18 protein-coding genes are annotated in these 18,040 nt (G+C 65.4%); all 18 read right to left on the reverse strand.

Features of this window, described 5'->3' with window-relative positions; translation table 11 throughout:
- Positions 1–2: 2 nt before the first annotated feature.
- A complete protein-coding gene (trbL, locus tag MF609_RS01500) occupies positions 3–1,388 on the reverse strand; it encodes a P-type conjugative transfer protein TrbL (RefSeq protein ID WP_242414561.1) in 1,386 nt (461 codons plus the stop codon).
- 2 nt (positions 1,389–1,390) lie between these two features.
- Positions 1,391–1,657, reverse strand: a complete 267-nt coding sequence (trbK-alt, locus tag MF609_RS01505; protein ID WP_242414562.1) for a putative entry exclusion protein TrbK-alt — start codon at positions 1,655–1,657, stop codon at positions 1,391–1,393.
- Between the two features lie 14 nt (positions 1,658–1,671).
- A complete protein-coding gene (trbJ, locus tag MF609_RS01510; protein WP_242414563.1) occupies positions 1,672–2,448 on the reverse strand; it encodes a P-type conjugative transfer protein TrbJ in 777 nt (258 codons plus the stop codon).
- The gene (trbE, locus tag MF609_RS01515; RefSeq protein ID WP_242414564.1) at positions 2,445–4,937 is read right to left on the reverse strand and encodes a conjugal transfer protein TrbE; all 2,493 of its coding nucleotides are present in this window, start codon (positions 4,935–4,937) and stop codon (positions 2,445–2,447) included. Before trbE ends, trbJ begins: the two co-directional genes overlap by 4 nt.
- Positions 4,938–4,950: 13 nt before the next feature.
- Entirely contained in the window at positions 4,951–5,232 is a 282-nt protein-coding gene (locus MF609_RS01520) for a VirB3 family type IV secretion system protein (RefSeq protein WP_242414565.1), read from the reverse strand.
- A complete protein-coding gene (locus MF609_RS01525) occupies positions 5,232–5,564 on the reverse strand; it encodes a TrbC/VirB2 family type IV secretion system protein (protein ID WP_242414566.1) in 333 nt (110 codons plus the stop codon). The genes MF609_RS01520 and MF609_RS01525 overlap by 1 nt, the downstream gene beginning before the upstream one ends.
- Positions 5,561–6,556 (reverse strand): P-type conjugative transfer ATPase TrbB, encoded by a 996-nt coding sequence (gene trbB, locus MF609_RS01530; RefSeq protein ID WP_242414567.1) that lies wholly within the window; start codon positions 6,554–6,556, stop codon positions 5,561–5,563. Before trbB ends, MF609_RS01525 begins: the two co-directional genes overlap by 4 nt.
- Before the next feature lie 145 nt (positions 6,557–6,701).
- Entirely contained in the window at positions 6,702–7,211 is a 510-nt protein-coding gene (locus MF609_RS01535) for a CopG family transcriptional regulator (protein ID WP_242414568.1), read from the reverse strand.
- Positions 7,192–9,180 (reverse strand): conjugal transfer protein TraG, encoded by a 1,989-nt coding sequence (locus MF609_RS01540; RefSeq protein ID WP_242414569.1) that lies wholly within the window; start codon positions 9,178–9,180, stop codon positions 7,192–7,194. The genes MF609_RS01535 and MF609_RS01540 overlap by 20 nt, the downstream gene beginning before the upstream one ends.
- A gap of 131 nt (positions 9,181–9,311) precedes the next feature.
- On the reverse strand, positions 9,312–10,295 hold the full coding sequence (locus MF609_RS01545) for a LysR family transcriptional regulator (RefSeq protein WP_242414570.1): 984 nt from the start codon (positions 10,293–10,295) through the stop codon (positions 9,312–9,314).
- A gap of 27 nt (positions 10,296–10,322) precedes the next feature.
- Positions 10,323–11,537: a chloramphenicol/florfenicol efflux MFS transporter FloR gene (floR, locus tag MF609_RS01550; protein ID WP_242414571.1), complete on the reverse strand. Its 1,215-nt coding sequence runs from the start codon at positions 11,535–11,537 to the stop codon at positions 10,323–10,325.
- Positions 11,538–11,754: 217 nt separating this feature from the next.
- Positions 11,755–13,662, reverse strand: coding sequence for a relaxase/mobilization nuclease domain-containing protein (locus MF609_RS19955; protein ID WP_336944075.1), 1,908 nt, complete (start codon positions 13,660–13,662; stop codon positions 11,755–11,757).
- Positions 13,663–14,122: 460 nt separating this feature from the next.
- Positions 14,123–14,896, reverse strand: coding sequence for a lytic transglycosylase domain-containing protein (locus tag MF609_RS01560; RefSeq protein ID WP_473829122.1), 774 nt, complete (start codon positions 14,894–14,896; stop codon positions 14,123–14,125).
- Between the two features lie 155 nt (positions 14,897–15,051).
- Positions 15,052–15,447, reverse strand: coding sequence for a DUF736 family protein (locus MF609_RS01565; RefSeq protein ID WP_242414572.1), 396 nt, complete (start codon positions 15,445–15,447; stop codon positions 15,052–15,054).
- The gene (locus MF609_RS01570) at positions 15,426–15,971 is read right to left on the reverse strand and encodes a S26 family signal peptidase (protein ID WP_242414573.1); all 546 of its coding nucleotides are present in this window, start codon (positions 15,969–15,971) and stop codon (positions 15,426–15,428) included. The genes MF609_RS01565 and MF609_RS01570 overlap by 22 nt, the downstream gene beginning before the upstream one ends.
- Entirely contained in the window at positions 15,968–16,486 is a 519-nt protein-coding gene (locus tag MF609_RS01575; protein WP_242414574.1) for a DUF2840 domain-containing protein, read from the reverse strand. Before MF609_RS01575 ends, MF609_RS01570 begins: the two co-directional genes overlap by 4 nt.
- 58 nt (positions 16,487–16,544) lie before the next feature.
- A complete protein-coding gene (locus MF609_RS01580; RefSeq protein WP_242414575.1) occupies positions 16,545–17,621 on the reverse strand; it encodes a replication initiator protein A in 1,077 nt (358 codons plus the stop codon).
- The gene (locus tag MF609_RS01585; RefSeq protein ID WP_075657201.1) at positions 17,622–17,891 is read right to left on the reverse strand and encodes a helix-turn-helix transcriptional regulator; all 270 of its coding nucleotides are present in this window, start codon (positions 17,889–17,891) and stop codon (positions 17,622–17,624) included. It lies immediately after the preceding gene.
- Positions 17,892–18,040: the final 149 nt, after the last annotated feature.

Below are 18,040 nucleotides of genomic sequence, written 5' to 3' on the forward strand. Positions count from 1 at the left end.
GCTCATGAGCGGTCACTTTCGGAAAGGTTGACGGAAGAACCGGAGCCGTGGCTGTCGCCGGAGCGGACGGCATGGGCTGTCATGGTGGTGCCGTGGTTCATGGCTTGCCGGCGCTGCATCCGCTGCGCCCAAGCCGGGGGACCATCGGGGGAAGTCGGCGGCGCGGCTGCCGGGGCGGCGCTCGCGCCGCCGACCATGCCCATGGAAGACGTGCCGCCCGTCGCACCGAAGCCGGCGTGCACGCCATCGGCGAAGCTGGACTTTACGCTTTCGCTTGCTTGGGATGTTGCGCTGGAGGCCGCGCGCTTGAGTGGCGAGATGGCGGCCGAGCCTGCGGCGCGTGCAACACCGCCAAGGCCGGAAGCGACACCGGCCGCGCCGGACTGGCCGAGCGAGCCGAGGCTATAGGCAGCGGTCGCCGCTCCCGCGGCCGTCGCGCAGCCGCGAACGGCCGCGGCTCCACCGGACAGGGCAGCAGCGCCGCCCTTCGCGGCAAGCATGGCCCCGCCACCGGCCGCCGCGCCGCCCGCAAGCACCATGCCGCCAGCAGCGAGGCCGGTGCCCACGGCTGCGCCCGCCCCGAGCTGGGGGCCGCCCGAGACGATGCCGTTGGCGATGCCGGGGCCGAAGATGCCGAGGCCGAGCAGCGACAGCGCGGCGAGCACAATCGCCATGGCGTCGTCGATGGTCGGGGTCGCCCCGCCGAAACCGGCCGTGAATTGCGAAAACAAGGTGCTGCCGATGCCGATGATGACGGCGAGCACCAAGACCTTGATGCCGGAGGACACCACGTTGCCCAAGACCTTCTCGGCCATGAAGGCGGTCTTGCCGAAAAGGCCGAAGGGGATGAGGACGAAGCCGGCAAGCGTGGTCAGCTTGAACTCGATCAGGGTCACGAAAAGCTGGATGGCGAGGATGAAGAAGGCCAGCACCACCAGCGCCCATGCGAACAGCAGGCACGCGATCTGGATGAAGTTCTCGAAAAAGGCGATCCAGCCCATCAGGTCGGAAATGGAATCGAGCAGCGGGCGGCCGGCGTCGAGGCCGGTCTGCGCGACGCGGCCCGGCCGCATCAGATCGGTGACGGAAAAGCCGGTGCCCGACGCCATGAGGCCGAGGCCGGCGAAGCTCTCGAAGACGATGCGGGCGAGGTTGTTCCAATTGCTGATGATGTAGGCGAAGACGCCCACAAACAGGGTCTTCTTGACCAGCCGCGCGATAATGTCGTCATCCGCGCCCCATGCCCAAAAGAGCGCGGCGAGCGTCACGTCGATGACAATGAGCGTCGTGGCGATGAAGGCGACCTCGCCGCCGAGCAGGCCGAACCCGCTGTCGATGTAGGACGTGAATACGCCGAGGAAATTGTCGATGACGCCCGTGTTGCCCATGGTCAGCGCGCCTCGCTGCGATCACGGCCGAGGAAGCGGTCGCGGGATTCGGCCCATGCGGCGAGGCAGTCGGCATCGCTGGCGGCTGCCTCGCCGAGCTGCTGGCAGCGGCGCAAGGTTTCGCGCAGGGGATCGGCTGGCGGCTGGAAGGCCGAGGCCGGGGGCGGCGCGGAAGGTTCATCCTTCCGCGCCATGTCGATTGCGGTCGCCGTGACGGCGATGGCGATGAACACCACGGCCCCGAGCCGGGCCAGCATCTTGCCGTCCATGGCGAGCCTCCCGGTCAGTTGTTGCCGTTGTTGAACATCTGCGCGTTGCCCGGCTGGTATCCGCTGCCCGGCGTGAGGAAGCGGCGACGCTGCTCGCGGCCCTGTTCGGCGGCGGTCGCGCGCTCGGCCTCGGTCAGCGCATCGGCCCGCCCGTTCGCCGAGATGAGCGCAATCAGGTCGGAAAGCTGCTGCGACTGGAGGGCAAGGAGCTGGTTGCCGGCCTGCGTGGCTTGCAGCGCGCCGGTCGCGCCTTGGCTCTGGCCGACAAGCGCGGCCATCTCGGCGCGATTGCTGTCGATATTGCCGACGACGCCAGCCTGCACGCGCATGGCGTCCTGCAAACCGCCAACCGTATTTCCCCAACGGCCGCGCGCGTCGGCGACAAGCTGGGCGTCGGTCGCCGAAAGCGAGACATTGCCGTATTGGCTCTGGAACGCTTGGTCGATCTGGCCGACCTCGAACGCGAGATTTTGGGCCTGCCCGAGAAGCTGCTGCGTGCGCTGGACGTTCTGCTGGAGCTGCTGGAGCGAGCTATGCGGTAGGCTCGCAAGGTTGCGGGCCTGATTGATGAGCATCTGCGCCTCGTTCTGGAGGCTGGTGATCTGGTTATTGATCTGTTCGAGCGTGCGCGCTGCCGTGAGGACGTTCTGCGCGTAGTTGCTCGGGTCATAGACGATGCGGCCGAAGCCGAATTGCGCATGGGCCGGGCCTGCCAGCATGGGCGAAAGCGCGACGGGCACGGCGAGCGCCAGCGCAAGGGCCGAGGCCCCGACGATCTTGGGATAGGTCATGGAAGAATCTCCTGTGTGGGGTGGGTATCGAGCCGGGCCGGCGCGGCGGATTCCGGCCGGTCGGCAAGGTTGGTGAGGTTCGGGATCAGGTCGGCCGCCCACTCGACGCCGCGATGGCGTAGCCAGCCGGCGAGGAAACCGGCGCGGCCGTGCTCGGCATGGATGCGCGCGATTTCGGTCTGGTCGGATTTGGAGGATGCGGCGCAGAGCGCGAGGCCGACTTCGGACAGGCCAAGCTCGAACAGGCGATTGCCCCTGCGGCTTTGGCAGTAATAATCCCGCTTGGGCGTGGCCCGTGCGAGGATTTCGATCTGCCTGTCATTGAGGCCGAAGCGGCGATAGATGGCCGTGATCTGCGGCTCGATGGCGCGCTCGTTCGGCAGCAAGAGCCGCGTCGGGCAGCTATCGATAATCGCGGGCGCGATGTTGCTGCCGTCGATGTCGGACAGGCTTTGCGTGGCGAAGATGACGCTGGCGTTCTTCTTGCGCAGCGTTTTCAGCCATTCGCGGAGCTGGCCGGCGAAACCCTCGTCGTCGAGCGCAAGCCAACCCTCGTCGATGATGAGCAGCGTCGGCCGCCCGTCGAGCCGGTCGCCGATACGATGGAACAGATAGGCGAGCACGGCCGGGGCCGCGCCGGTCCCGACAAGGCCCTCGATCTCGAACGCCTGCACGTCCGCCGATCCCAAACGCTCTGTCTCGGCGTCGAGCAGTCGGCCATAGGCACCGCCGACGCAGAACGGACGGAGCGCCTGTTTCAGATCGTTGGATTGCAACAGCACCGCAAGGCCGGTGATGGTCCGTTCCTCGGCGGGCGCGGAAGCGAGCGAAGTCAGCGCCGTCCAAAGGTGTTCCTTGACCTCGGGCGTGATCGCCAGCCCCTCGCGCATGAGGATGGCCGCAATCCAGTCCGCCGCCCATGCGCGTTCATAGGTGTCGTGGATGCGGGCAAGCGGCTGGAGCGAAACGGACGCCTCGTCCCCTTCCGTGAGGCCACCGCCCAAATCGTGCCAATCCCCGCCCATGGCGAGCGCGGCGGCGCGGATGCTGCCGCCGAAGTCGAAGGCGAAGACTTGGCTGGCCGCATAGCGCCGGAACTGGAGCGCCATGAGGGCGAGCAACACGCTCTTGCCCGCGCCCGTGGGGCCGACGACAAGGGTGTGGCCTACGTCGCCGACATGGAGACTTAGCCGGAACGGGGTTGAGCCTTCGGTCTTTCCAAAGAGCAAAGGGGGTGCACCGAAATGCTCGTCCCGTTCCGGCCCCGCCCACACCGCCGAAAGCGGGATCATGTGGGCGAGATTCAAAGTGCTGATGGGTGGCTGGCGGACATTCGCGTAGGCATGTCCGGGCAGGCTGCCGAGCCATGCGTCAACCGCGTTGACGGTTTCGGCCATGACGGTGAAGTCGCGGCCCTGAACGACCTTCTCGACCAGGCGCAGCTTCTCGTCGGCAAGGCGCGGGTCGGCGTCCCATACGGTGACGGTCGCCGTGACGTAGGCCATGCCCGCCACGTCCGCGCCAAGCTCCTGCAAGGCCATGTCCGCGTCGAGCGCCTTGTTGGCGGCATCGGTGTCCACAAGCGCGGACGTCTCGTTCGTCATGACCTCTTTCAGAATCGCGGCGACGCTCTTGCGCTTGGCGAACCATTGGCGGCGGATGCGGGTCAGCAGCCGCGTGGCGTCGGTCTTGTCGAGCAGGATCGCCCGCGTGCTCCAGCGATACGGGAACGGCAGCCGGTTCATCTCGTCGAGCAGACCGGGCGTCGTCGCGGTGGGGAATCCCACGATGGTCAGGACGCGCAGATGCGCGTCGGCAAGGCGCGGCTCCAGCCCCCCGGTCAAAGGCTGGTCGGCCAACAGCGCGTCGAGGTGCATCGGCACCTCGGGCACGCGCACGCGATGGCGGTTGGTCGAAATGGTGGAATGGAGGTAGGTCAGCGTCGCGCCGTCATCCAACCAACGGCACTCCGGCATGAAGCCATCAAGCAAGGCCAGCACGCGGTCGGTGCGGTCGATGAAGCCGCGCAGCAGCTCCCACGGGTCCACACCCATTTTCTCCCGGCCTTCGTAAAGCCATGTCTCGGCGCGGGCCGCTTCCTCGGCAGGCGGCAGCCAGAGGAAGGTCAGGAAATAGCCCGACACAAAATGCGCGTTCGCTTCCTCGAAACCGGCTTTCCGCTCTGCATCGACCAGCGCCGACGCGGCGTCGGGAAAGGTGCTGTCAGGATAGGTTGCGGCCTCGCTGCGCTGCGCCTCGACAAAGATGCTCCAGCCGGAGCCGAGACGGCGCACGGCGTTGTTGATGCGGCCGGCGACGGCGACCAGCTCGGCCGCGACGGCGGAATCCAGATCAGGACCGCGAAACTTCGCCGTCCTCTGAAAACTCCCGTCCTTGTTCAAGACGACGCCGGAGCCGACCAGTGCCGCCCATGGGAAATAGTCGGCGAGCCGGGTGGCGGTGCGGCGGTATTCGGCAAGGTTCATCATCGACGCGCCTCCCTCAAACCGCCAGATGACCGGGGATGCGGAGATGCCGCCGCCCGACCTCGACAAAGAGGGGATCGCGCTTTGCCGCCCACACGGCCGCGAAATGGCCGATAGCCCAAATGGCGATGCCGACCAGCCAGAGGCGCAGGCCGAGGCCCACGGCCCCGGCCAGCGTTCCGTTCATGATGGCGATGGAGCGCGGTGCGCCGCCGAGCAGGATATGCTCGGTCAGCGCCCGGTGGACCGGGATAGAGAATCCCGGCACCGCGTCGAGTTGTTCAAGGCCGCCCGCCATCAGATGAGCGCCCCGCCGCCGAACGAGAAGAACGACAGGAAGAAGCTCGACGCCGCGAAGGCGATGGACAGGCCGAACACAATCTGGATCAGCTTGCGAAAGCCGCCGCCCGTATCGCCGAAGGCCAAAGTCAGGCCGGTTACGATGATGATGATGACGGCGATGATCTTGGCAACCGGGCCCTCGATGGACTGGAGGATTTGCTGCAACGGCTGTTCCCATGGCATCGACGAACCGGACGCATGGGCGGCCGGGGCGAGCATGAGGCTGATGGCAAGGGTGGATGCGGCGGTCGCGGCGAAGCGATAGCCGCGCGTGAGCGTGCGGATCATGAAGATTCTCCTGTGCTGGTGGGGATTGCCGAAGGGATAGGATGCGTGATGCGGTAGTCGCCGTCCGGCCCCAGCCCCTCGACGCGGGCAAGCTCGGCCAGCCGGCGCGCGGAACCGCGCCCGGAAAGGACGGCAACTAGGTTGATGGTCTCGGCGATCAGCGCGCGCGGGACAGTGACGACAGCCTCTTGAATGAGCTGTTCAAGGCGACGGAGCGCACCGATGCCCGTGCCGGCATGGATGGTTCCGATCCCGCCCGGATGGCCGGTGCCCCACGCTTTCAGAAGGTCGAGGGCTTCCGATCCGCGCACCTCACCGATGGGGATGCGGTCGGGGCGCAGGCGCAGCGAGGACCGGACCAGATCGGAAAGCGTCGCCACGCCGTCTTTCGTCCGCATGGCGACAAGGTTGGGCGCGGCGCATTGCAGCTCGCGGGTGTCTTCGATGATGACGACACGATCCGCGCCCTTGGCGACCTCGGCGAGCAGCGCATTGGTCAGGGTGGTTTTGCCGGTGCTGGTGCCGCCCGCGACAAGGATGTTGGCGCGGGCTGCGACGGCTTCGCGCAACGCTTCCGCCTGATCGGCGGACATGATGCCGGCGGCCACATAGTCGTCGAGCGTGAACACCGCGACGGCGGGCTTGCGGATGGCGAAGGTGGGGGCAGCGACCACGGGCGGCAAAAGGCCCTCGAACCTCTCGCCGCTCTCCGGCAGTTCGGCCGAGACGTGCGGGCTGCGGGCATGAACTTCCGCGCCGACATGATGCGCGACCAGCCGCACGATGCGTTCGCCATCGGCGGCAGACAGCCGTTCGCCCGTGTCGGAAAGCCCTTCGGACAGCCGATCCACCCAAAGGCGGCCGTCCGGGTTCAGCATAACCTCGACCACGGCCGGGTCTTCGAGCAGCCGGGCGATTGCGGGGCCGAGCGCGGTGCGCAACATGCGCGCGCCGCGCTGGATCGCTTCCTGTCTGTGGTGGTTGGTGGTCATGTCGGCCCCGGCTTCTGGCGGGGCGCAACAGGCGGTCCCCGGACGGGGTCGATTAAGAAAGCCCGGAATTGGGCCGGTTCAACAAGTATCTAAGCGACGGCGGCAATCGGCGGCGAACGGCGGTAAATAGGACGGGTCCGAATACTTACTCTTGATCGCCGTTGCTCTCGGATTCGTCCGGCAACGGATCGTCGGGAAGTGAGTCGAGGTCACGCGACAGCTCTTTGAGGAACCTGTCGCCGGTCGCCAGACGCCGGCCGAGATTCTGCATGAAGCCCTCGAACCGCTCCGCACCTTTTGCACGGGCTGCGGATTGCGCGGCTCCCGTAAGCGGCGGCGTGATGGTCATCCAGAAGTGGATGAACTGCGCGACCGTCTCGCCGAGGACGGCGAGATCTAGGTCGAGCTTGTCGATCTGGCGGCCGAGCTTGTCCAAGCGGCGAGACATGGCGGCTTCAAGCTGGTCGTCGGCATCGCCGGACAGGTAGGACATGACCGCCGCCTCCACGATGGCGGATTTTGAGAAATTGCGGCGCAGCGCCACCGAGCGGCGCAGCGCCATTGCCTCGATCTGCGGAATGAGCGCGGGGTCGAAATAGATATTCAGGCGGCTTCTGGTTGCCATGAGCGTATCCTCAAAGGTCGATTCCGTCATCGGGGTTCAGCGCCACTTGCCGCGCCACCATCCTCATGCGCTGGCGCATGGCGCGGGCCTTGGCCGCGTCAACGTCCGGCTCGTCGTCCAGAAACTCGAACTCCTGTTCGGGCGACGGCGGCGGCGTGACGATTTCCTCTTGGCTTGGCAATTCCGGCTCGCGGCGGATGCCGGCATTGGCCGGATCGCCATCGGCCCCGTCTGCGGCGGCCGGCGCGGAATGGCTTTCCGCCGCGACCACGCGGCCGGACCAATCATCGGCGGATAGGCCGGGCGCCAGCGGAGCGGCGACCAGATCGGGCGGGGTCAGGATGCGTTCCTGAAACCGCGCGTCCTCGTAGTAGCGGGCCTTGGTGGCGCGGATCGGCGGCGTGCCAGCGACCATGACAATTTCATCGGTCGGCGGAAGCTGCATGATCTCGCCCGGCGTGAGCAGCGGCCGCGCCGTCTCCTGCCGCGACACCATCAAGTGACCTAACCACGGGGCCAATCTGTGCCCGGCGTAGTTGGTAGAATCGCGCAGCTCGGTTGCGGTGCCGAGTGCGTCACTCACCCGCTTGGCGGTGCGCTCGTCGTTGGTGGCGAAGCTGACGCGGACATGGCAGTTGTCGAGGATCGCGTTGTTCGGCCCATAGGCGCGCTCGATCTGATTGAGGCTCTGCGCGATCAGGAAGCCTTTGAGGCCGTAGCCCGCCATGAAGGCCAACGCGGACTCAAAAAAATCGAGGCGGCCGAGTGCTGGAAACTCGTCCAGCATCAACAGCAGCCGATGCCGCTTGCCAGAGGTGGTCAGTTCCTCGGTCAACCGCCTGCCGATCTGGTTGAGGATCAGCCGGATGAGCGGCTTGGTGCGGTTTATGTCGGACGGCGGCACGACCAGATAGAGCGTGACGGGCTGGCGGCTGCCGACAAGATCGGCAATGCGCCAGTCGCAACGCGCCGTCACGCGCGCCACCACGGGATCGCGGTAGAGGCCAAGAAAGGACATGGCCGTGCTCAACACGCCCGACCGTTCGTTCTCGGATTTGTTCAACAGCTCGCGGGCCGACGACGAGATGACGGGATGAACGCCTGCTTCGCCGAGATGCGCCGTTTCCATCATCGCGCGAAGCGTCGCTTCGACAGGGCGGCGCGGGTCGGACAGGAAGTTGGCGACGCCCGCCAAGGTCTTGTCCTTCTCCGCATAGAGAACATGCAGGATCGCGCCGACAAGCAGGCTGTGGCTGGTCTTTTCCCAATGGTTGCGCTTGTCGAGGCTGCCTTCGGGATCGACGAGAATATCCGCGATATTCTGAACGTCGCGGACTTCCCATTCGCCCTGCCGCACCTCCAGCAACGGATTGTAGGCCGACGATCTGGCGTTGGTCGGATCAAACAGCAGGACGCGGCCATGCTTCGCGCGAAAGCCCGCTGTCAGCGTCCAGTTTTCCCCTTTTATGTCGTGGACGATGGCGGATGCCGGCCATGTCAGCAGCGTCGGCACCACCAATCCGACGCCCTTGCCGCTGCGCGTCGGGGCGAAGCATAGAACATGCTCGGGACCGTCATGGCGCAGATAGTCCCTGTAGTATCGGCCGAGCAGGACGCCATCGGGGCCGAGCAATCCAGCCGCTCGGATATCCTTGTCCTCAGCCCATCGCGCCGATCCGTAGGTGGCGACGTTGCGCGCCTCCCGCGCCCTGATGATCGACATGAGGATGGCGGTGGCGATGGCGAGGAAACCGCCTGACACCGCGATGATGCCGCCCTCCACGAAGATCGCGGGCGCATAAGCGTCGAACGAAAACCACCACCAGAAGAAAGCGGGCGGATAATAGATCGGCAGGCCCGCCAGCTCGAACCATGGATTGCCAAGTTGTGGCTGGAAGCCAAGGCGGAAGGCAACCCATTGCGTCGCCGCCCACATCACCACAAGAACGATGGTGAAGACGGCACCAATCTGACCCCAAAGGATTCGGCCTCCGCGCATACAGGCTCCAGTCGGCAAAAAAAGACGGAGCCGATCAGAGAGTAGGCAAAATCGGGACGGGCAACAGGAAAGTGGATGCCGGAGGGCTGCCGGATACTATCGGTGGCAAATAGGACGGGTCGCCTTTGCCTTTATCGTGCCGGTCGAGTGCCATCGAGGAAACGATTGGACGAATCGCCGTCACGCTTCATTTTGCCTGCGAGGTTGAGCAGATTTTTCAGCGCGGAGCTGCGATTGAACGGCGACCAGACGGCTGTAAAGGCAACCGGCTCCGGTTCATCGAGGAAGGGCAGGAAGACGATGCCGGTCGTCGGCAACAATGACGTGGCCTCGCCGACGATGGTGATGCCGAAGCCTTGTCCGACCATAGATAGCAGCGTGCCGCGCCCCACATCAAAGCGCAGGATCCACGGTGCGGGCCAACGCCCGGCAAGGCGCAGCACGATATGGTCGTGGACCTGCGGGCCGGTGCCACCATAGCGAACAATGAAAGTCTCGCCGACCAGATCGGACCAAGTGATTGCGGACTGGCCGGCGAGGCGATGCCCATCCGATAGCACGGCCACCAGCGGTTCGGTCCAGATCGGTCGGGTATGGCAGTCGGGCATCTCGGGCTTGCCCGCGACGAACGCCACGTCGAGCTGGTCAGCACGAAGCTGCATCACCGCATCGCGGGCCGTGCCTTCGGTGATCTCGACCTCAATGCCGGTATGGGCTTCCCGATAATGACGGATCAGCTCCGTGAGAAAGCTGCGTGGGATCAAGGCATGGATGCCGATGCGAAGCCGGCCGCATTCTCCTTGAGCTGTCATGCCGGCGGTCTTCACCGCGTGATCGAGTTGATCGACACCCGCCGTGACACGCTCCATGAAGTGCCTGCCTGCGTCTGTTAGCCGAACGCCCCGCGCATGGCGCTCAAACAGCAGGACACCAAGATTATCCTCCAGCGCTTTCACACGCGCGCTGACGCTCGACTGGCTGACGCCGAGTGCCTTGGCCGCATGCCGAAAATTCAGATGCTCGGCGACGGCGATGAACTGAACAAGGGAAATGAGCGGTATCCTGCCAGACAGGATACCGCCATTCACGAGGTTTCGATGGTTAGTGCGCCGCATCGGAGCGGGCCTGCTACCAGTCGTCGGTTAGACGACTGGCGACTTCTCGGTGGCAGTCCCACGGAGCCGAAGGAGCACCAGCCCCAACGACACCAGCACTGCCATCGCCGTGGCGTAACAGATCACGGGCCACGCTGAGTCACCGTTTAACAGCGTCACCGCCAATGTCCCGACAATGCTGACTATCAGGCTTTGAACGCAGAAGTAGAACGCGACCGCTGATCCTGCGATGTCGTCGAACTCTGCCAAAGCGCCGTTCGCGGTAACGGACACCGTGAAGACAATACCGACCGCGACAACCCACATCGGCAAGATGAAGCTGAGAAATGACGGCGATCCGAAAAGTTCGCCGATCCCCAACAGGGCCGCACCGCAAACGAGCAGTGCCATCCCGCGCGTCACGCATCCCGCGATGCCCCATCTGGCGACAAAGGACTTCGCGAAACGGGTTGTCACGATCATTACAAGCGCGACAGTGGCGAAGGCAAAGCTGAATCCGATCTCGGAATATTCCGCTTGGCCTATGAGCACACGGGGAGCCGTCGAGAAGAAGACGAAGAAGGTGCCCATACCGGCGCTAAAGCCGACGGTGTAAACCCAAAAAGCCGGACTCGCGAAGATCGGCAAAACAGATCGGCGCGTCTTCGCTTGATCCAGAGGGCGGGTTTCGTGCCACCTGAAACCCGCATTTAGGAGTGCGAGAATAGCCAGTACAGCCAAAGTAATGAATATCGCCTGCCATCCCAAGAACTCGCCGATCAACGCTCCGGCGATAGGGCCGAGCGCAGGCACGAACGCCAGCATCGAACTGAAAAGGCCGTAGATGACGACACCCTCAGGACGATTGGCATAAACGTCGCGAACCGTCGCGAACGTCGCAACCAGCATGGCCGACGCGCCCACTGCTTGAAGCAGACGGAAAGCGACAAAGGCTGGTGCAGTTGAAGACCAAGCTGCCCCCACAGACGCAATGACGAAAGCCGTTGCGCCCGCAAGTAGAATTGGCCGTCGCCCGATGCGGTCTGAGAGCGGACCAAAAATCACCTGGCCCACGCCGAGCATCACCATATAGAGGCTCAACGTGAGTTGGATCATGGCGGGCGTCGTGTTCAGGATGCCGGGCATCGCTGGAACGACGGGGAGATAAATATCCATCGCCAGTGAAGCGAGGATGTCGAAGGGAGCCATCAGCAGCAGTGCTGCCGGCAGCGTATAGGCCCACGCGGGGCGTGTGGTGGTCATGACGAATCAACCGCTCGATTAAGGAATACCGGGCGACGTCTGCTCGTCAGCAATCAGATGAGACTAGCCTTACAGAGCGCCGCAACAACAATACTGGTTGTTGCGGCTTACTTGTCTGCTGACTTGGAATTTCCCATCTGATGACTCCACGCTTACGAATATGAATAGATACCTCCTATCCGATTATCTTTGGCTTCGCAATGCGGCATGGGCGCCCTCAGCGTTCCAGCCCCCTCTGCCGCCCCACCTGCCACGACACCGATCCGCCCTGCACAACACCCATGACCTCGCGGCCGAGCTGCCGGTCGATCACCGGCCGCCAAGGGACAAGGGTGAACTCATAGGACTTCTCGACCACGGCAAACTTGCCGCTCGATAGCTGCACGGCGCCGGTGAACTTGCCGCTAACACTCTCCCCGTCCGTGGCGGCGCGGAACGGCAGGCCCTTGGTTTCGGCCATCTCCGCGCCGACGCGCGCAACCTCCCGCTCGCGCAAGGTGGCGAGAAGGTTGCGCCTGTAGAAGATGCGGCCGTCTCGCGCTCGGGTGGCGTCGCGCTGCTCGACATGATGCTCGCGCCGCTGGTCCATAGCCTCGCGCACTTGCTGGCCGAAACCGGTCGGCGCAAAGTCGGCCGTCTCGCCATGAACCAATCGCCGGTCTAGCCAGGTCGCGCCATCCGATCCGATCTGCTTGCCCAGATCGACCGGGGAAAGGACGCGAACGCTGGCCTGTTGGTCGCGTCCGGCATCGTAGGCGGCGGCGCGGCTGACAAGATCATCAGGGATGCGCCATTGGTCGGCGTCGATCCGCTCGACGATCCCGGCCCGGCGCAGCGCCTCCAGCCGGCGCACATGGGCATCGACATAGCCCTCATAGTCGCCGCCCGGAACGCGGCCCTCGAATTTCGCCTGCTCCAGATGGCGGCTCGGCCGATAGATGCCGTCCTCGGCGATGGCCGTGATGGTGCGGTCGGACGGCCGGGCCGTCGCCTCTGCCGGGCCGACCTCGATGACGCTGCCGATGCGCGCGTCCTCCAGCCGCCCGGGAACGATGCCGGCGATGTGGTGGGTGCGGCCGTCGATCCCGTCCACCACGATTGTCAGGTTCTCGCCCAACTCGTCGGACAGGTGCTTGTCCACGACACGGCCGACGATGGGCGTCTCGGGAGCTCCGTCATGAATTTGAAAGCTCATGGGATCGCGTTCGCCGCCCTGCGGGCCGAGCGCCTTCTGCATCGTGCGGAGAATGTCGCCGCGCTCGCCCAACTCGCGCAGGGCCGGTTCCATGTCCTTGCTCAATTCCCAAACGGCAGGCGCGTGCTCGGTCGCCAGTCCCATCTTCTCCAGCTTGGTAAGACGACGCAGGCGTAGCGTCCGCTCGAACTGCCGCCTCGGCGCTGCCGGTTCATGGCGCAGGTCGAGGAAACGGGCGTCGGCTTCCTCGGACATGGCGCGGTCGATGCGGGTGAACCGATCTTGGTCGATTTCGGCCGACAGCTTATGGGTCTGTTCGATCTCGGTGACGGGGCCGAGTTCCAGACTGGCAAGCTCGCTGGCGCGCTCGCGCAGGCCGGCGGAAAGGTAGTCGCCGTTGATGACTAGATCCCCGCCCATGTCGTCGCGGCCGTTGACGATGACATGCACATGGGGATGGCCGGTGTTGTAGTGATTGACGGCAACCCAATCGAGTTTCGTGCCGAGGTCGGCTTCCACCTGTTTCACAAAATCGCGGGTATAGGCTGTGAGGTCCGACAGCTCCGCGCCGTCCTCGGGCGAGACGATGAACCTGAACTGGTGGCGGTCGTCCTTGGCGCGATCAAGGAAAGCGTCGCCATCGGCGCGGTCCTCGGTCCCCGAGTAGAGCCGGCCCCGCTCGCCATCGCGTGACGTGCCGTCGCGCTGGACATAGCGCAGATGCGCGCGGGCACGGCCGCCCTTCCATGCGGCCCTGACGCTGCGCTGCTTGACGATCACGCGGCGGCTGCCTGGCTGGCGATGATGCCAATGGCCGGAGATATTCCGGGCGCGCACGAAGCTCGCGCCCCGGCCGCGCTTCACGCCCTTGCCGCTGGCGACCACGGCACGGGAACGGGCCGGCGATGACGGACGGGCGGATGACGGCATGGAAGGATCGCGGGCGGCTGCCGCCTGATGCTGCCGGGTGATCTTCTTGACCTGCGTGAAAAAGCTCTTGGTCTTGCCGGACTTGGGCGTGTCGGATCGGATGCGGCCGAGCCTCGGCCGGAAGCGGTTTTCATCGTCGGCGCTCAAGGGCGCGACTCCAGCCAAAACCGCCGGAAAATGGCCGATCTGCGCCTATGGTGCCGCTCGAAACCCTGCAAAGCCAAGGCTTTGCGTGAAATCGCGGCACGCGGCCCCTCAAAACCATGGTGCCGGAATCGGTCGCCTAAACAGTGTGCAGACAACGATAATTTCCAGAAGCGGCCCGACATGGTGCCGTCTTCTTTAATCTTGCCCTCCGCCCTTTCTGCCTTTTCTGCCCCTCCTGCCGGGAATCCAGCCGGGCGCAAACCTGCCCGACCGGATGCTGAGACCGGCGTCGCCGAGCGCGGGAACGCCACCCTCATGGCGTTCCCCCGTCGCTGGCGCTCGCCACGAAAATGCTGCCGTCCTGCGGTTTCCCACGGGCGGGGTCGCGCGCCGGAACGGCAGCGCGGCCGTCGCCTGTTTGCACCTCGGACGGCGGCGCGGCGACGGCCCGCGTGTCGCCCGGACGCATGACGAACAGCGGTGCCTCGCGCCAATCAGGCGGCGGTGGCGGTGCCGATGACGGCGGTTCGGTTGCAGCCGCGCCGCCGAGAATCGGCGTGAGCGCGGCGACATAAGCCCGCGTTTCGGCCGGCAGGGTGCGGCCGGTCGCAAGGTATTCGTCATAGCGGCCGGGACCGGCATTGTAGGCCGCCAGCATCGCCGCGACATTGCCGTATCGGTCCCACATCTCGCGCAGATAGGCCGTACCCGCCATGATATTGTCGCGCGGGTCGTAGGGATCGCGGCCGAGGCCGTAGCGGACGCGCAGGCCCGCCCATGTGTCGGGCATCACCTGCATCAATCCCATCGCGCCGGCCGTTGAGACCGCGCGCACCTCGCCCGCACTCTCCGCGCGCAGCACGGCACGAATCCAGTGCTCGGGGACGCCGAACCGCTGTGACGCCTCGGCGATGTGGGCCGCATAGGGATGGGCGACTGACCGGCGTTCGACGGGTACGGATTGCGCGACCGCGACGCCCGATCCGGCGCAGATGGAAAGCGCACCGGCCAGTATCAGGACCGCATAATGCCATGCAGTCCTGTCTCCGCTTCGACACCAGCCTGCCAGCGTGCTCGCTGCGGTCAAGGACAAGGCGCAAGCGCCGGCGAAACGCCGCCCCTGACCTTCGCTGCGCGCGCCGGCCGTCTGGTCGCCGAGCGGGACGAAGGGATGAGACGGCTTTCCCGCGAACAAAAGGATGCCGATCTTTGACCGGATTGCGGGCCGGACGCGCGCGGCCGTCATTCCTCATCCTCGATCTTCCGGGCGTGCTTCCAACGTAGCGTCCAGACCGAAGGATCGTCGTTGGACTGGAACAGTTTGGCGCGGATCGGAAACGGGAAGATTGGCCCCTCCAATCTCATCGACACGAAGTCGCCGGCATTTTCGCTGGAGTCTTTCCATGCGGGACCGGCGTCCGGGCCATTTTCGCTATCGAGGCGCACGCGATAGTCGGGTGCGTTTTTCACGTCGCTCGGCTTGGCCGGGACGATGAACAGCTTTTCGCGGAGGCCGAACGAATGAAGCTCCCCGGCATAGCCGGTTTCGGTGCGGGTGAAGGTGCCTATTTCTGCCATGGGAAATCTCCTGCGGTTGATTTTCGGGGGGAGTGGTTTCAGTGCGTCGGCGCGCGCCACTCGTAGCGGCCGACGCCTTCCTCATCGGTCCACAGCGGGACCGCTCGACCGATGACGGAATCTGCGGGAATGGGTCCGAAGTAGCGGCCGTCCAGGCTGTCGCGGACTTCCCAATTCATGAGGAAGAGCTGACCGTCGCCGATGACGCGGCAGCCCTGCCAGACGGGCAGGTCGCGGCCGCTCCGGTCGCGCTCCAGCGCCTCGCCCATCTCGATCCCGTCCACCGTGATCGTGCGGCGGGTGCGGCAAACCCGCTGCCCTGGCACGCCCAGGACGCGCTTCAAGAGCGGAACGCCTCGCGCGACATAGCCGCGCTCGATCATGAAGGCGGCGAGCGGTTCGGGCGGCATGACGGCGACCAGCTCGGGCACGTCGATCCGGTCGGCCGGCTCGACGGTATAGAAGCCGATGGGCGCGCTGGCGGTGGCGTTCCAGATCAGTTTTGTAGGCCATTCGACCGCGCTTGCAGCGGCGATGCCGATGACGGCGAGCGCCGTCACCGTGAGGGTGCGGCGGCACGTCATGGCTCGATCCTTCGACGGTGAAGCCACGCGGCATGTCGCTCGGGCGTGTAAGCGTGCGGCTCCAGATTGGCGGTCAAACGGTTATGGACGTGCCGCCAGTGATCCGGCGAGGCATCGGCCGGATCGAGGCCGAGCGCATCCACGGCGTCGATAGCAACAAGCGCACTCTGCACCTTCGGCCAGCCGTCGAGGCGCAACAGGATTTCGCCGCCGGGGCGCACGAACGGCAATGTCTGGAACGGCTCGCCGCGACCGATTGCGCGCACAATGTCGATGCGCGAAACGACAGTGCCATGGTCGCCGTTCGCCCATCGGACGAAGGCGAAGACACTGCCCGGCGCGAAGCCGACGACGCTGCGGCGGCGGTCGATGATCCGTTCGTAGCTCTTGCGGCCAAAGCGTATCCAGTGCTCGACCTTGCGTTTCTCGAAGGTCAGTTCGACCAATGTTGTGAAGGGCGCGAGGCCATCCGGCAGAGGATGGCCGTGCGCGCTGCGGTGGGCGCGACGGGTCATTGTTCGTCTCCGGTGATATGCTGGGGGCTGCGCGGGCGCAGCGCGTCGAGCGCGGCCGTCATGGCTCGCCCCTTCGGGCAGAACCGGCACCACGCTTCCCGTGCGCGCGCGTCAAAGAAAAAGAGTTAGATTCTCTGTTAGATAAGTTAGCGGTCGGATTCCGCTTTTCAGGCCAAAGCGTTAGCTGCGGTTCGTGCGCCTGATCTGCCGATAGTCGTGCGCCTGATGTGCCGATACCCCGTGCGCCTGATCTGCCGATGGCATTAACAGGGTTATCAACAGTGCCTGTTGACAGGTTTCCGGGGCGGATGCGCAGCAGCTCGCGGCCGTCTTCCCGCTCGATCTGGAGCAGGTAGCCGGGGAGCTGCTGGCGGGCCGCGATCCGGCGCAGGTCTAGCGCGAAGTCGGACGGCCGCGCGAGGCTGCCGGATTTCTGGTGAAGGTGCGCGACCTCGAAAATCCAGCCGTGGCGCTGGTGCCCGGCGTGCTTTCGGGCAACGCGGTAAAGCCATCGCTCGATGCCGCCAGTCAGCCGGAAATAGGCCGGGTCGATGGTCAGGACCAGCGAGCGGTCAATGACGCTGTTGTAGAACCATTCGGGCAGGACGAACTCCATACCCTCGACGCGGCCGGCGTGCGTCGTCATTTCCTCCCACTCGTTGATCCACGAGAATTGCCGGCGACGCCAATGCGGGCCGTTGCGGATGGTGGTGGCAATGACGGTCGATTGCAGCCGCGCCAGCGCGGCTTTCAGAAGCCGGTATTGGTGATTGCCGGTCGGCCGCCCAATGGCGCGCAGCAGATGGTAAGGCGTAAACCGGACAAAGCGCGACGTGGTGAGGCCGTTGTTCTCGGCCGCGACGATCTGCGAGGCCGCCCATATCAGCACATCGGCGTCCCATATGGTCGCCATCCCGTGCTCGGGCATCCCGAACACCTGCACCTCTATGTCGGCGGCCTTGTAGAGAATCGGCTTGGTGCGCGGGGTCTTCGCCAGCGAGAAGAACGGCCGTTCCATCAAGTCGCGCTGGTCGCGCGGCGGCGCGTCGCCCGTTGCGACCACGAAGGGGTCTAGGCGGCTGCGCTCGCTGTCCTCGGGCGGCTGCGCGGGGGCGTGATCGTCCTCGCGCAGCATCTAGCGCTCGTCCCGTTCTTCGGGTGTGAGCGGACGCGCGGGAAAGACCGTGCCGGCGGTCTTGTCGCGGGTGGATTTGCGTTCGCCGACCGCGCTCCAGTCCTCCAGATCGCGGACGGTGTAGAGGACGCGACCGCCGACCTTGCGATAGGTCGGGCCGGTGCCGTAGGTGCGATGTTTCTCAAGGGTGCGGATGGATATGCCGAGGAAGCGCGCGGCTTCCTTGGTGCGCAGCAGGCGCGGCGGCAGGCCCGCAAGCGGGTTGGGCATGGATCACCTCCAGTCGGAAATGGGCTGCCGGAGCGACAGCGGACTGTGGCGGACCATGGCGAAGGATCGGCGGCGCGTAGCGTGCCGCATTTGCACCTATGCGCTGGCGGCACCCCCTTCGGGGCGTCGCACGGCCAATAGGTGAGGGA

The organism is Sphingomonas panni (assembly GCF_022664435.1).
Lineage (GTDB): Bacteria > Pseudomonadota > Alphaproteobacteria > Sphingomonadales > Sphingomonadaceae > Sphingomonas > Sphingomonas panni.